A 15,668-nucleotide genomic window follows, 5' to 3' on the forward strand; every position below is an offset into this window, starting at 1 on the left:
ATAGATTATCTTGTATTTGTTATTTACGCGCATAAAAAAAGCGATGATTTTGCAATCATCGCTTTCTCGTTGTGTCGAACTTATTTTTGTACCAATAACTGATCGAAGTGTTTAGTGAAAACTTCGAGTTCAACTTGGCTTAAGCTCGGGATTAATTTTTTAATAACGATATGAACAGCTGTCTCTACGCCACTTGTTGCAACGCTTGCAACACCACGTTTTACCATACCAAGACCTAAAGTCTTGTTGTATTCAGTCATAAAGTGATGAATGAGCGCATCAGCAAAAGATTTAAATTGATGTGTTAAAGCATCACGTTGTTCTTTGCCATTTCCAGCAGCGACTTCAGCAAAACTCTTTTTCATTTCAGAAATAAGTGCATCAGGTAGTGCAGTACCAATACGTTGTTTACCTTCATTATCAGTAAACAAGCTTTTTTCCATAAATGCTAATGATTCTAAAACTTGTTCATTAGAAGCTTTGCCTAATAATTGCTTCATTAATGTAGAAACAATACTACGAATCTTTTGTGCGAGTTCTTCAGTTGTATCTCGTTTATCACTTGGTGGAAATTGTTGAACCAAATGAACCAACATGGTGTCAATTAACTCATCAGTAAGCTGTAGAGAAATTTTGTCACGTAAAGGGTACTGTGGCTCTTTACTATCACGGTTGGCTTGTGCAAGTTGAATGTCCTGACTCAACGCTGCAGATGGAAGAATACCGAAATAACTGGTCATTGAAGAACGTCCTCTATATCAAATTTATTCGTTTTATTGTCGTGCCAAGCGAATTGGCTCTGGCATCCATGACAAATCTGATACTCGACATGGGTTAATATCCAAGCCCCCTCGACGAGTATAAGTTGCATAGACCATCAGTTTTTCTGGTTGAAGCAATTGCCAAATATCAGCAAATATTTGCTCGACACATTGCTCATGGAAACCATTGTGCTGACGGTACGAGATAATATAGGCTAATATGCTGCGATAACAAGGTTTTTTACCTTGAAAACGAATAAAAATCGTACCCCAATCTGGTTGTCCTGTGACTGGACAATTACTTCTTAAAAGATGAGAGTAAAGTTCAATTTCAACACTTTCTTCGACCGTTGCTGGATCTGACTTTAATAGAGTTGAATCTGGATGTTCAGATAGACGCTCAGGGATGAGATCATCAATACAAATCCCTTGCGGTTTAGCAAGTTCTAAATCATCAACTTGGAATAATTGTAGTTCAACTTTTCCACCTGCCGCATTTGATAAGTCACGTTCAACCGTTTCGACAAAAGCTTGTTTAGACTCATACTGAGTAAAGTTCATGCTATTGAAATAAAGTTTAAGTGACTTTGATTCAATTAAGTTGGGTGAGTTGGCGGGTAAGGTTAAACGACCAATCGCTACTTGGGGTAGGCCAAAACTATTCAACCATGAAATTTCAAAAACATGCCACCAATCTTTACCTTGTGTAATTCCTTCAACATGCAAATACTGTTGACGAGACTCAGCACGGGCAATTGGAAATAAAACATCGGGCTGATATTGAGTAGGGTATTGGGTGTCTTTACCCAATAAAGAATGTTCAACACTCATTCACGCATTCCTGAACCACGAGCTAATAAATGATAAGCAACTGCATATAGCGCAACACAGCATAGGGTAACGATACTTAGTGAGAACGTTACATTGACGTCACTGTGTCCTAAAATGCCAAAACGGAAAGCATTGACCATATATACAATTGGATTGACTAAAGATAAATTTTGCCAAAATGGGCTAAGCGCACTAATCGCATAAAAGACGCCACCTAAATAGGTAAGTGGAGTTAATACAAAAGTCGGGATAATAGAGATATCATCAAATGACTTCGCATAAACCGCATTGATGAAACCGCCAAGCGAGAATAATAGTGAAGTAATAATGACAGTATATATAGTCACGAATAGATTATATATTTCTAAATGAGTAAAGAATAAACTCATAATGGTTACAATTAGACCAACCAAGACACCGCGACTAACGCCGCCAATCACATAGCCGCAAAGAATTAAATGTAATGGCACAGGGCTCATAATAAGTTCTTCAATACTTTTCTGGAATTTAGCACTAAAGAAGCTTGAAGAAACGTTGGCGTAGCTATTCGTAATCACCGCCATCATAATTAAGCCTGGCACAATAAATTGCATGTAGCTAAAGCCGCCCATTTCGCCAATACGAGAGCCAACTAAATTGCCAAAAATCACAAAATATAGGCTCATTGTGATTGCTGGCGGTAACAAAGTTTGTGGCCATATCCGCATGAAACGGCGAATTTCCTTAACAACTAAAGTCCAAAGTGCTGTTTTTAATTGATTAAAGTTCACTGATTCGCTCCAGCAAGATTCTTCTCGACCATTTTCACGAATAATTCTTCCAAACGATTGGATTTATTACGCATACTGCTGACTTGAATATTTTGTGATTGTAATAGTAAAAACAAGTCATTCATGCTGTGGGCTTTATCCATGGTGACTTCTAATGTCATTGGATCAATTAAATTAAATTTGAAACCGATGATATCCAGTTGCAAATTTTCAATGGATTCAGCGAGGTCACAGATGAATGATTCTTCATTTAGTTGATTAAGAAAGCCTTTCATGGTGGTATCTTCTTTAATCACACCACGATCAATAATTGCGATGCGACGACAAAGCATCTCAGCTTCTTCTAAATAATGCGTCGTTAAAATAATTGATGTGCCTTTTTCATTCATTTCAGTGAGGAAATCCCACATTGAACGACGTAGCTCAATATCTACACCAGCAGTGGGTTCATCTAAAATAAGAAGTTTAGGTTCATGCATCATGGCACGTGCAATCATTAAACGACGCTTCATACCACCTGAAAGCATACGTGATTGAATATTACGTTTTTCCCATAAACCGAGTTTTTCTAAATAATATTCAGCACGTTGTTCAGCAAGTTTTTTGGGAATTCCGTAATAACCTGCTTGTGTCACTAAAATATCGAAAGTTTTTTCGAATTGACCGAAGTTAAACTCTTGAGGAACAACACCAAGACATTGTTTCGCATGGGATGGATGGGTATCTAAGTTATGCCCAAAGATTTCCACTGTACCCGATGTTTTTTTGGTTAAAGAGCTGATGATACTAATCGTTGTAGATTTACCCGCACCATTAGGACCTAATAATGCATAAAATTCACCTTCAGGTACGGTCAAATCAATACCTTTTAACGCCTGAAAACCATTACGATAAGTTTTGGACAAATCGCTCAACACCAAAGCATCAGTCATGAACGTCTCACGTTGTTAAATAGAATGACTATTTTGAGTGATATGAAAAAATAAACCAAGTAGAAAAATAGGTTTCTGGCGTTTTAGAAATAGAACGATTAATTCGAAAATATTGCAAAATGATTTATTTTTAAATTGTTAAATATGAAAATTTTTTATTTAATAACAGAATCTTAGTCTTTAATGATTGCATCAACTATAGGTAAGATTATCAAAATAATCGTAAGCAATAGAGCGTAGCTTTTAAGACTTTTGTTGTTAGCTTAAGACTTAACGATAAATTGATTTTGAAAAAGAAGAATTTTTATTAAAAAAGTAATTAAATAAATACAGCTAATTAATAATAGAGAAAAGCCAACGATTTGTTTTGGCATCTTTACGGTAACTTTTTTGATTAATTTAAGGTTTACCACATCAATTACGGTAATAGTTGGGAAAGCATGGGAAGTTATGATAATAAACTTAAATTAAGAGTTCTTATTGTGCAATGCTTTTGATATGAATTGAAAAACCAATTTGGTGCGCTCAGCGGGACTCGAACCCACGCCACAGGCTTCGGAGACCTGTACTCTATCCAGTTGAGCTATGAGCGCATACATGTGTGGCACATGATAGGCAAAAAATACATAGAGGTAAATATAAAGACGTAGGCAATATGATTTGTTGTTTATTAAAACAACGATTTTGAACCTTAATTGCCAAAATATTTAAATCATGTTTGCAAATGCTGTACTGAATAATTAATCAACTTCAACGTTTGATTCAATTGTGCTGGAGGAATTCTTGATTCTTGTAGAAAAGTAATCCATTGCATTTGACAAGCTTTTAATTGCTGTAAATTTTTGATCATCTGTATTTTTTGTATCAATGGCCGCGCCATTAAACCACAATAAGTTGTTAAGGTTTGAATCATAACTTGTTGGATTTCCACAAAAGGAAGTTTTTCTAACGTAATAATTTCTGCTTCTAGATTTTGTGTTGGGTTAGATATGTTTTTATTTTGATCTGGTTGAATATGTGGGATTGCCGTAGAAGGATTATGGTCTGCTGTTGTGACCTCTTCTTCAATATGTATAGATTCGGGTTGTTGATGTGCTAATAAGCCCATATCAATCAGTTGTTGAACTAATTCCGTAGGTGCTATTCTTTCTTTATATCCATGATCAAGTTCTTGAAAATCTTCATGATCAATCAAAAGCAATAAACGACGCTGGCGTGCAGTTAAAGCACTATCACGTTGTTGCAGGGCATTTTGCCCGAGTTCCGTTTTAAAAAAATTAGACATTTCTTAATCCCCACAAGCCCAAGATCTAGCATGAGGATTAAGATAAGGTTAAAAAATGACAATAATGTTAACAATTTATTAAATATCATTGTCTTGATTGGAATGACTGGAAAATAATTTAAAAAATTTTCTAAGAAGGCTTATCTAACTAATTTTGTTTCCAATGCCTTACGTAAATAGAGATCAAGATCATCTTGGCGTAAAAGCCATTGGATATAATCCGCTGGAAGATCTTGAATCGCAGTACCTTTGTGTTTACCAAAAGTAATACTCTTCGGAATTCGAGCTTCTTCTGAAGCTATATAAAGCTGTTCAATGTTTTCAATGTTTAATTGATGAATGATATGCATCAAAATATTAGCCGTTAAAATAATGTCAGCATCAGCTCTATGAGCACCTTTGAGCATTTCTCTAGCTTTATCACTCCCTTTGGATATGAGATAAATTAAGGCTGAAATATTATGTGCTTCCGCATTTTCCCAAACACGACGTGCGAGTGCTAAGGTGCAAATTGGTTTAATTTTTGATGTATCTACGCCGCACTTTGCAATAGCTGTAATATCGTAATCAACGTTATGACCAATAATATACTGGGTTTGTTCAGGCAGACGGAACTCACTATAAAAAGGTTGATCAGCTAGATCTGATTCTAATATGTGATGCACTGCCATCGCGGCATAAGAGATAGGTTGACCAACTTGATACAGCTGATCAAAAATCTTTTTCTTATCTAAGCTTAGCTTTCCACGCTCAATTTCAATTGGCGCGTAAGCAATTTCTATAGGCAAACCATTTAATGTATGTGTTTCCGTATCTAAAATAATGGCTTGCATAAAGTTGAACCTAATTGGGTAGGATAGTCTCTCAGACTTTTTATCTTACAAGAAATTTAGGATGAGCTGTGCTTAATCATGCTTAGATTGACTGGATTTTAAATAAATTAGTGATGTATTGCGCAAATAAAAAGCAAACATAAAAGGATATAAAAAAATACTTGAAACAATTTCGTAATAGGCGTAATTCTTGTGGATGTAATAACCTTAGATAAATTCCATCTAAGTATAAAACTTAAAAATAAAATTAGTTAAGGAAAAACTAAATGAAAATTAAACTATTAACGGTTGCAATGCTGAGCACGACTTTGTTTTTGACAGCTTGTGGTGGCGACGATAATGAATCGACAGTTTTTGTACCTAAACCTGAGATTCCTGAAAATAATATCAAAGACCCTGTTGTTGGCATGCCAACAGCATATACAAAAAGTGATTTTAGTCTTGTAGCGTCAGAAAGCTCTGTTATGACTTATAAAATGTTAGGTCAAAATGGTCAAGAAACGATGGCAACGAGTTTAGTTTTTGTTCCCAAAGGAACGATGCCAGCGGATGGTTGGAAAATTGTCGCTTGGGCGCATGGAACAACTGGTGTGGCTGATATATGCGCGCCGAGTCGTAATGTGACTAATGAATATGTGTATTCAATGATTAGTAAATTTTTGGCAGCAGGTTACATTGTCGTTGCGCCTGATTATGAAGGGCTTGGCGAACCGAGTGGGCGTGAACTTCATCCATTTTTAAATGTAAAAAGTGAAGCATATTCTATTACAGATGCTGTAGTAGCAGCCAGATCATATTTATCTAGTCAAGGAAAAATGACATCACGTCAATGGATGACGGTCGGGCATTCACAAGGTGGGCAAGCCGCATTAGGAGCAGCTCAATATGCGAGCCGCGCAAAATTAGACTATAAAGGAACGATTGCTGTAGCACCCGCATCTAATCTTGGTGCAATTTTAACAAATGGAGAACTATCTGTAAAAGATGCGACTGTAAACCTTCAAATTCCAGTTTATGCACAACTTGATACTTTTACTGCATTGATTACTGCAGGTTTAAGAAATAATAATTTAACATTCAGTTATTCAAATGTATTTAAATCACCAACTGACTTAATTGCGAGTAAAGCTGAGACAAACTGCTCAGGTGCGTTAGGCAATGAGTTTGTTGGCGGGATGCAAAATTATTTAAAAACAAATTTTGATTTGAAAAATTACCCACGTACCCAAACAAACTTTATGACTTTACCTTTAGTGAAAGAGTTTTTAGAAAAAGATTCTCAACCTGCACAAGTCAAGCTTAATCAACCTGTTGTTATTTATCAGGGAGCAAAAGATACAACTGTACCAAAAGAAGCAACGGATGCTTTAGTATTTGATGCAGCTAATAAGGGATCTACTATTCGATATGTAACAAATCCTGAATGGGATCATGGAACGGCATATGTGCTTAATATTGAAAATATTGTGAATGATGTCAAATCAGTAATGCCTGCTAGTAATTAAGATTTTAAGTTTTATCAAAGCCCAATTTTCGTGTTTTAAGGATTGGGCTTTATACTTTTAATCATAATTTTTGAATGACTCAAAAAAGAGTAGATCAATTCCAGCTAAATAAAATTATTAGTGAAATGTGAGTAAAATTCACGAATAATTAAATAAATATCAAGCCCAGTAACGGCAAACTTCATGCTATAATTCGCACCAATCTTTAGCACGGCTTAAAAGCCCTAATTTATAGGACCCTCCGCTAATGTTTGCCAATATCTCTATTGCTGAATTTGATCCAGAATTAGCTCAAGCGATCGCTTCTGAAGGCGACCGCCAAGAAGCTCACATCGAGTTAATTGCTTCTGAAAACTATTGCTCACCAGCTGTAATGGAAGCTCAAGGCTCGAAACTTACTAACAAATATGCAGAAGGCTATCCGGGCAAACGCTATTATGGCGGTTGTGAATATGTTGACGTTATCGAGCAACTTGCAATTGACCGTGCGAAAGAGTTGTTTGGTGCAGATTATGCAAACGTACAACCACATGCAGGCTCGCAAGCAAACTCAGCAGTTTACTTAGCGCTTCTTAATCCTGGTGATACAGTATTAGGCATGAGCTTGGCTCACGGTGGTCACTTGACTCACGGTGCTAAAGTTAGCTTCTCTGGTAAAACATATAATGCAATCCAGTACGGTTTGAACCCTGAAACAGGTGAAATCGATTATGAAGAAGTTGAGCGTTTAGCTTTAGAACACAAGCCACGTATGATCGTAGCTGGTTTCTCTGCTTATAGTCGTGTTGTAGATTGGCAACGTTTCCGTGACATCGCGGATAAAGTTGGTGCTTACCTTTTTGTTGATATGGCACATGTTGCTGGTTTAGTTGCTGCTGGTGTTTATCCAAACCCAGTTCAAATTGCTGATGTAACGACAACGACTACACATAAAACGCTTCGTGGTCCGCGTTCGGGTTTAATTCTTGCGAAAGCAAACGAAGAAATCGAGAAGAAACTTCAATCAGCTGTATTCCCAGGCAACCAAGGTGGTCCTTTAATGCACGCAATTGCTGCTAAAGCAATCTGTTTTAAAGAAGCCATGGCACCTGAATATAAAACTTACCAACAGCAAGTTGTTAAGAATGCTCAAGCAATGGCTGAAGTATTCATTGCTCGTGGATATGATGTTGTATCTGGTGGTACTGATAACCATTTATTCTTATTGTCTTTAATTAAACAAGAAGATGTAACGGGTAAAGATGCTGATGCATGGTTAGGTGCTGCTCATATCACAGTCAACAAAAATGCTGTTCCAAATGACCCACGTTCTCCATTCGTAACTTCTGGTATTCGTATTGGTACGCCAGCTGTAACAACTCGTGGTTTTGGTGAAGCTGAAGTTCGTGACCTTGCAGGTTGGATCGCTGACATTATCGATAGCAAAGGTGATGAAAAAGTTATCGCTGATGTTAAAGCTAAAGTTGAAACGGTTTGCGCTAAATTCCCTGTATATGCAAACTAATTTGTATATCTAAAAAAAAGCGCCGTCAGGCGCTTTTTTTTATTCAAATTTTCTAAAATTCCTAACAAAGTGTTTTTTGCAAAGCATCATATTGGTGCTAATTTTTATCTATTGTCTTAAATCATCCCTAAAAATGATCAAATAAGTATTACGATTGCTAAAAATCGTAATACTTATTTGGCATGTCTTTTGCTTCATCTAAATATAGTTAAAAGTTGTCTAGGGTTCCGATGTTGATCAACATGACTGGTCCGAGAGATAACGGTTCGACAGAACTACACGGAGGGATAAAAGCCCGGGAGGTCAGGCATTTTGCCATTACGAGGTTAAATTATCCGCAAGAGGTGTGTTATGAATCAATCGTCTTATCACGACAATAAAATACTTTGGGATGAAAAATTACCGGGCGGACATCATTGGTCTGGTCGCATTCAAAGAGGGACTGTTTTACAACTCGAAGCACTCAATGAAAATGCCAATCTTGCTTTGTTTTGCGTAAATGCAGCAGAAAAACTAGAACGTTTTAATATGCCAGACAGCTTAAAGGCACAGCACACCGCATTTTTGTCAACGGGACATGTTTTATATTCAGATTTAGGTCGGGTAATGGCATCTATTGTGAAAGATGATCACGGTTGGAATGATGTTTTTTGTGGCCCAAGTACAGCAGCACAGATTGAAAAAAAATATGGAAAGCAAAATTTCCAACAAGCACGTAATGACATGTTTCAAAATGGATTAGACAGTTTATTGGTTGAGCTGAGCAAATTTGGTTTAAGACAAGCTGATTTGACTGCCACAGTTAATCTATTTTCTAAGGTTCAACCAGATGATAGTGGAAATTTAACTTATCTTAAAAATGATAATAGTCATCAAATAATAGAGTTACGCTTTGAGATGGATTGTTTGATCTTTCTTTCTGCGGCACCACATCCGTTAGATCAAACAGAAATTTATCAACCTGCTGATATTCAGCTTCGATTATTTAAAGCCAATCCTCTAACCGAAGTTGATATTTGCAAAGACTCATGTCCGCAAAATCAACGTGGTTTTGCCAACAATAAACGCTATTACGCATTATCAAATTAAGGATTGGAGAACTAAGATGTCAGCATTACAAAAAATCGAAAAAGCAGTCCTTGATGAAGTATGCCCAGCAGGTGAAGCATGGATGTGCGAGGTCAAAAAAGGTCAGTATTTCAGAATTGTAGATTTAGAAGGAAATCAAGCTGTTGATACTTTATTTATCAGCGCAGAAAATCCAGATGAACGATACAGTGCCACAGACACACTAGCGCAAAATCAACAAATTTATCTCGAAAAAGGTACCGTGCTATTTAGTAATTATGCTCGTCCTATTGCAGTTATTGTAGATGATAACTGTGGTAGACACGATACATTGGGTGGTGCGTGTTCATGTGAAAGTAATACGGTCCGCTATGCACATGATAAGTATTCAATGCATAGTTGTCGTAATAATTTTATGTATGCCTTAGCTCAGCATCCAATTGCAAAAAAATATCAACTGAACGTCAGTCATATTGGTCCAAACATTAACTTCTTTATGAATGTTCCTGTAACTACTGAAGGACATTTAAAGTTTGAAGATGGCGTATCAGCAGCAGGGAAATATGTAGAGCTTCAAGCAGAGATGGATTTGATTGTTTTAATTTCGAATTGCCCACAATTGAATAATCCATGTAACGCCTACAACCCGACAAAAATTCAATTGATTGTACGTGAAGCTTGAGGGGCGAATTATGTTTAATAAAGTATTAATTGCCAATCGTGGTGCGATTGCGTGCCGAGTCATACGGACATTAAAAAAATTAGGTATCCAATCTGTTGCAGTTTACTCAGAAGCAGATCGAGATTCTTTACACGTCACATTAGCGGATGAAGCAATTTTTATTGGTCCTTCACCTGCGCAAGAAAGTTATTTAAATATTGATAAAATTCTGGCTGCTGCAAAAGCATCGGGTGCCGAAGCCATTCATCCGGGTTATGGTTTTTTATCAGAAAATGCGGCTTTTAGTGAGTTATGTGAGAAAAATGGAATTGCTTTTATTGGGCCGACTGCTCAGCAAATGCTTGATTTTGGTCTTAAACATACCGCTCGTGAATTAGCAATTCAAAACAATGTACCTTTATTATCCGGTAGTCAATTATTGCTTGATCAAGCGGATGCCATTAAGCAAGCAAATTTGATTGGTTATCCTGTTATGCTCAAGAGTACTGCTGGTGGTGGCGGTATTGGGATGCGTTTGGTTTGGAATGAAACCGAATTGAAAGATGCTTATCAAACAGTCTCCTATCTTGCACAAGCCAATTTCAAAGATGCAGGATTGTATTTAGAAAAATTTGTTCAGAATGCTCGTCATATCGAAGTTCAAATTTTTGGTGATGGCAAAGGAAATGTCATTGCTCTCGGTGAGCGTGATTGTTCGGTTCAGCGTCGTAATCAAAAGGTGATTGAAGAAACGCCAGCACCTCATTTAGATGATCAGCAACGTCAATATATTCAAAATGTTGCCATTCAACTGATGCAATCCGTGCAATATCGTTCAGCGGGTACAGTTGAATTTGTCATGGACACCGATAGTCAAGCGTTCTATTTCTTGGAGGTTAATACTCGCTTACAAGTTGAGCATGGTGTAACTGAACAAGTGTATGGCGTTGATTTAGTAGAATGGATGGTGACCTTAGCAAGTGGCGATTGGGAAGCACCCAAGCAAAAATTACAATCTTCAGGGCATTCTATTCAAGTCAGATTATATGCTGAAGATCCAATTAAAAATTTCCAACCGAGTGCAGGCTTGTTGACGAATGTTGCATTTGATCCAGTCGCTCGTGTAGAAACTTGGGTTGAAACGGGATCAAACGTTTCCTCTTTTTATGATCCAATGATCGCTAAAATTATTGTGACAGCCAAAGACCGTGATCATGCAATATTGTCAATGCAAAATAGCCTAAGTATCACTGAGATTGCAGGGATTGAAACAAACCTAGAATACTTACAGGAAATTATTGATTCTGAAACCTTTAAGCAAGGCACTCAAACAACACGCTTTTTAAATACTTTTGCATGGAAAACACAAAAAATAGAAGTGTTACAGGCAGGTATTCAAACAGCCATCCAAGATGTGACGGGGCGATTAGGGTATTGGGATGTAGGTGTTCCACCTTCGGGAGCTATGGATGCATTAAGTTTGAATGTAGCCAATCAACTACTTGGTAATGAATTTAATACGGCTGGCTTAGAGTGCACATTGCAAGGACCGACGCTGAAATTTCATTGTAATAGCCAGATTGTGTTGACAGGTGGCGACATGGAAGCCAGCTTAGATGGTCAAGCTATTCCAATGTGGTCAACGATTAATGTTTCAAAAGGACAGATTTTAAAATGCGGTCGTGTCGTTACGGGTTGCCGAAGCTATATTGGAATAAAAGGGGGCTTGAATGTTCCTGAATATTTAGGCAGTTTAGCGACATTTACGTTAGGGCAATTTGGAGGTCATGCAGGTAGAAATTTACTTATTGGAGATATGTTGCCAATATTTGCATCGGAGCAGACTGAATCAATCTCCTTAAATCCAGAACAAATACCAACATTTCAAACAAACTGGGAAATTGCGGTGATGTATGGCCCACATGGGGCACCTGACTTTTTCACCAAGAATGATATTTCTATGTTTTTTGAGCAGGAATGGGAAATCCATTTCAACTCAAGTCGTACAGGCGTTCGCTTAATTGGACCTAAACCTGAATGGGCTCGAATTGATGGTGGAGAGGCAGGATTACATCCTTCGAATATCCATGATAATGCCTATGCAATCGGTGCAATTGATTTTACAGGGGATATGCCGATTATTTTAGGACCTGATGGCCCAAGTTTAGGTGGTTTTGTTTGTCCTGCTGTGGTTATAAATTCGGAATTATGGAAGCTTGGACAGTTAAAAGCAGGAGATAAAGTGAAATTTATCCCTGTGAGTTACGCGCAAGCACAACACTTAGAACAGCGTTATCAAGCTTCAATGGCGGATGAAACTACGGCAAAGTTAAATTATCTGCCGCAAATCGAATCAGAAGAAATTACATTAGCAAATGCTGTCTTGGCGACCTTAGAGCAAGCTAAGGATAAACCAAATGTAACGTATCGACCTGCTGGGAATCATTATTTATTAGTTGAATACGGAGAACTGGTTTTAGACTTAAATCTGAGATTCCGTATTCATGCTTTGATGCAGTGGGTTCAACAACAAAATATAAAAGGCATTATTGATCTAACACCTGGCATTCGATCTTTACAAATTCACTTTGATTCAACAGTTTTAGATCAGCTTAAATTATTGAAATTATTGCAGGCTGCTGAAAGTGAGTTACCTGACATAGAAAACATGCAAGTTGCATCGAGAACAGTATATTTGCCGCTCGCTTGGGAGGACTCTCAAACTAAACTTGCCACTGAAAAATATACGCAATTGGTAAGACCAGATGCACCGTGGTGTCCTGATAATATTGAGTTTATCCGCCGTATTAATGGTCTAGAATCGAAGCAAGCCGTTAAAGATGTGGTGTATAACACGTCATATCTAGTGATGGGACTAGGTGATGTTTACCTTGGTGCCCCTGTAGCAACACCTTTAGATCCTAGACATCGTTTGGTGACGACAAAATATAATCCAGCACGTACATGGACACCTGAAAATGCAGTAGGCATCGGCGGTGCATATATGTGTGTGTACGGCATGGAAGGACCGGGTGGCTATCAGTTTGTTGGGCGAACGACACAAGTGTGGAGTCGTTATCGCCAAAATCCTAATTTTGAACAAAATAAACCGTGGCTATTACGATTCTTTGATCAGATTCGATTCTATGAAGTATCTGAACAAGAACTGTTAGAAATGCGTGAATCATTTAAAGCGGGTCGTTTACAGTTACGCATTGAAGAAGGTGTTTTGAACCTTAAAGAATACAATGCATTTCTCAAAGAGAATGAGCAAAGTATTGGAGCGTTCAAACAAGTTCAGCAGTCTAATTTTGAAGCCGAAAGACAAAGATGGCATGAAGCGGGTCTAGCTGAATATGTCTCGGATCAGGTCGATATTTTGATTGATGATACTGAAATTAGTATCCCAGATGGTGGGATGCTCGTGGAATCACACATGCCGGGATCAGTTTGGAAAATTGAGTGTTCAGTGGGAGATATCATTGAGGAGGGCGAAACTCTTGCTGTGATTGAAGCTATGAAAATTGAGATCCCAATTATCGCACCCGCAAAAATGAAAGTAGATAATATTTTGATTGATAAAGCACAAACGGTAAAAACAGGACAAGCTTTGTTTACTCTTGTGCCAGCATAAAATCAAAAAAATCATGATGCAGAAAAAGCCCTACGATGAAACTTAGGGCTTTTTTTATGTGCATTTTTTCATCTTTTTTAGATGATTTACCCATCAAAAACATAGTAAAAAACTGGCATGGATACTGCATTAAATATTACGAATCTTTAATTTCGTATTACTGGAGCGGTCATGAAAATCAAAAAAATTCTAGTTCAGTATTTTCACATTGCGACAAAAGTGTTGATTGAGTTGCTTTCTGTGAGAGCAGGTTTGTATGTAAAGCAAAATCAAATTCCTAAAAAATAGTAGCATGAGTATGAATGCAAAACCTAAGCTAACCCGTATTAGCATTACAGTCCCTGAAAAAACGGTTGAAGCTTTAGATCAAAAAATTGTTGAAGAACATTATGAAAGTCGTTCACAAGCAATTGTTGACATGATCAATAAGCACCTGATTCATCAATACACCACCGAAAATTCAGTGATGGTGGGCACGTTGACGCTGCTATATCAACGTAGCTCAAGCAACATTCGTGTTCAGTTAAGTGATTTGCAACATCAGTTTTTAGAACAAGTGATTAGTTCTTTAAGTATTCAACTCGATCAGCAAAAGATTCTTGAAGTCATGCTTTTACAAGGAAAAAGTAATGACCTCAAACAAATAAGCCAGCAGTTCATAGCACTCAAAGGTGTGATCAAAGGGCACTTAGAACTCATGGATGCAGTCATGCCACCTTTACAGCAAAACGAGTAGAAAACTCAATTGGCTACAAGCCAAATGAGTTGATTTGTACACAGATTTATCAATGGAAATTTAAAACTTTTCTGAACGTCAAATATGGGGTTATACAATGAAGCGTGCAATTTCTTCTTTATCAGTTTCAATTCTTTTAGCGATGTCTATGGTGGGGTGTGACAACTCTGCCAAGGTACCAACAGCAGATAAATCAACTGAAACAAAAAGTTCAAATACAGCCACACCGATTACGATTGGATATAGTGATTGGCCGGGTTTTGTGGCATGGCAAGTCGCAATTGAAAAAGGTTGGTTAAAAGAAGCGGGTTTAAATGTAGAGTTTAAATGGTTTGATTATTCGGCTTCGCTTTCAGCTTTTGCTGCAAATCAACTGGATGCAGTTTTAGTCACAAATGGCGATAATCTTGTCAATGCATCGGGCGGTACCAAAGGCATGATCATTATGGTAACCGATTATTCTGCGGGTAACGATGTGATTATTGCTAAAGAGGGTATTCATAACATCAATGATTTAAAAGGAAAATCGGTTGCTACTGAAAAGGGTTTGGTTGATCATTTATTATTGGCGACAGCATTAAATGATGCAAAAATTCCATCGACTGATGTGAAATTAGTAAATTCAGTGACCAATGAGTTACCTCAAGTTTTTGCGAGTAAAGATATAGCAGCAATTGCGGTTTGGCAGCCAGTAGCCAATCAAGCGCTTAAAGCTGTCGCAGGTTCAAAAATTATTTATACTTCAAAAGATAAACCTGGTTTGATTTATGACACTTTAGCGGTCAATACCAGTCACTTGTCTATGCATAAAGATGAATGGAAGAAACTCATCCAAGTGTGGGATAAAACCGTAAAATATATTCAAGATCCTGCAACACATGATGATGCTGTAAAAATCATGGCAAATCGCGTTGGTGTTGATCCAAAACAATATGAGCAATTTATTGATGGTACGCATTTATTAGATGTTGCTGCCAATAAAAAGGTATTTGTAAAAGGAGACGGTTTCGATTCAATTTATGGATCAACTTATCATGTCAATAAATTTAACGTCAGTAATGGTATTTATAAAAGCGAAGTGGATGTTGATGGCTTGATCTATCCTGCTCTGCTAGATGAACTGAAATAATATTTCTTCAAAAATAAAA

At 37.4% G+C, this 15,668-nt stretch carries 13 protein-coding genes, 1 tRNA gene, 2 pseudogenes and 1 riboswitch; of the genes and pseudogenes, 8 read left to right on the forward strand and 8 right to left on the reverse strand.

The genetic code is table 11. The features are described 5' to 3' along the window. Positions 1 to 80 precede the first annotated feature (80 nt). From AC0JIQ_RS06835 to AC0JIQ_RS06870, 8 genes and pseudogenes are all read right to left on the reverse strand, one after another. Positions 81 to 740 carry a hypothetical protein gene (locus tag AC0JIQ_RS06835; protein WP_474203070.1) on the reverse strand — a complete coding sequence of 220 codons (660 nt, stop codon included), beginning with the start codon at positions 738 to 740 and terminating at the stop codon, positions 81 to 83. Between the two features lie 33 nt (positions 741 to 773). Then, on the reverse strand, positions 774 to 1,592 hold the full coding sequence (queF, locus tag AC0JIQ_RS06840) for an NADPH-dependent 7-cyano-7-deazaguanine reductase QueF (protein ID WP_474203071.1): 819 nt from the start codon (positions 1,590 to 1,592) through the stop codon (positions 774 to 776). Next, positions 1,589 to 2,362, reverse strand: a complete 774-nt coding sequence (locus AC0JIQ_RS06845; protein ID WP_474203072.1) for an ABC transporter permease — start codon at positions 2,360 to 2,362, stop codon at positions 1,589 to 1,591. The genes queF and AC0JIQ_RS06845 overlap by 4 nt, the downstream gene beginning before the upstream one ends. Further along, positions 2,359 to 3,294 carry an ABC transporter ATP-binding protein gene (locus tag AC0JIQ_RS06850; protein WP_474203073.1) on the reverse strand — a complete coding sequence of 312 codons (936 nt, stop codon included), beginning with the start codon at positions 3,292 to 3,294 and terminating at the stop codon, positions 2,359 to 2,361. The genes AC0JIQ_RS06845 and AC0JIQ_RS06850 overlap by 4 nt, the downstream gene beginning before the upstream one ends. Before the next feature lie 517 nt (positions 3,295 to 3,811). Beyond that, positions 3,812 to 3,887: transfer RNA gene (locus AC0JIQ_RS06855), tRNA-Arg, on the reverse strand. Positions 3,888 to 4,006: 119 nt separating this feature from the next. After that, positions 4,007 to 4,261, reverse strand: a pseudogene (locus AC0JIQ_RS06860) (hypothetical protein); the annotation flags it as partial. 119 nt (positions 4,262 to 4,380) lie between these two features. Beyond that, positions 4,381 to 4,579: pseudogene (locus AC0JIQ_RS06865) on the reverse strand (hypothetical protein); the annotation flags it as partial. Between the two features lie 140 nt (positions 4,580 to 4,719). Next, positions 4,720 to 5,412: a 3'-5' exonuclease gene (locus tag AC0JIQ_RS06870; RefSeq protein ID WP_004662531.1), complete on the reverse strand. Its 693-nt coding sequence runs from the start codon at positions 5,410 to 5,412 to the stop codon at positions 4,720 to 4,722. Positions 5,413 to 5,678: 266 nt separating this feature from the next. On the opposite strand from AC0JIQ_RS06870, the gene AC0JIQ_RS06875 reads away from it, so the two are divergent. The 8 genes from AC0JIQ_RS06875 (at position 5,679) to AC0JIQ_RS06910 (ending at position 15,649) form a co-directional block, all read left to right on the forward strand. Continuing rightward, the gene (locus tag AC0JIQ_RS06875; protein WP_474203074.1) at positions 5,679 to 6,917 is read left to right on the forward strand and encodes an alpha/beta hydrolase; all 1,239 of its coding nucleotides are present in this window, start codon (positions 5,679 to 5,681) and stop codon (positions 6,915 to 6,917) included. Between the two features lie 247 nt (positions 6,918 to 7,164). Further along, positions 7,165 to 8,421, forward strand: coding sequence for a serine hydroxymethyltransferase (glyA, locus tag AC0JIQ_RS06880; protein ID WP_241282463.1), 1,257 nt, complete (start codon positions 7,165 to 7,167; stop codon positions 8,419 to 8,421). 208 nt (positions 8,422 to 8,629) lie between these two features. Continuing rightward, positions 8,630 to 8,725: riboswitch (guanidine-I (ykkC/yxkD leader) on the forward strand. Between the two features lie 47 nt (positions 8,726 to 8,772). After that, positions 8,773 to 9,510: an urea amidolyase associated protein UAAP1 gene (locus tag AC0JIQ_RS06885; RefSeq protein WP_474203075.1), complete on the forward strand. Its 738-nt coding sequence runs from the start codon at positions 8,773 to 8,775 to the stop codon at positions 9,508 to 9,510. A gap of 16 nt (positions 9,511 to 9,526) precedes the next feature. Then, on the forward strand, positions 9,527 to 10,171 hold the full coding sequence (locus tag AC0JIQ_RS06890; protein WP_474203076.1) for an urea amidolyase associated protein UAAP2: 645 nt from the start codon (positions 9,527 to 9,529) through the stop codon (positions 10,169 to 10,171). Between the two features lie 10 nt (positions 10,172 to 10,181). Beyond that, a complete protein-coding gene (gene uca / locus AC0JIQ_RS06895) occupies positions 10,182 to 13,784 on the forward strand; it encodes an urea carboxylase (RefSeq protein ID WP_474203077.1) in 3,603 nt (1,200 codons plus the stop codon). 171 nt (positions 13,785 to 13,955) lie between these two features. Continuing rightward, positions 13,956 to 14,072, forward strand: coding sequence for a hypothetical protein (locus tag AC0JIQ_RS06900; RefSeq protein ID WP_004662521.1), 117 nt, complete (start codon positions 13,956 to 13,958; stop codon positions 14,070 to 14,072). A 10-nt stretch (positions 14,073 to 14,082) separates the two neighbouring features. Beyond that, on the forward strand, positions 14,083 to 14,520 hold the full coding sequence (locus tag AC0JIQ_RS06905) for a CopG family ribbon-helix-helix protein (protein ID WP_034710366.1): 438 nt from the start codon (positions 14,083 to 14,085) through the stop codon (positions 14,518 to 14,520). Between the two features lie 97 nt (positions 14,521 to 14,617). After that, positions 14,618 to 15,649, forward strand: coding sequence for an ABC transporter substrate-binding protein (locus tag AC0JIQ_RS06910; protein ID WP_474203078.1), 1,032 nt, complete (start codon positions 14,618 to 14,620; stop codon positions 15,647 to 15,649). Positions 15,650 to 15,668: the final 19 nt, after the last annotated feature.

The organism is Acinetobacter sp. FB (assembly GCF_056033405.1).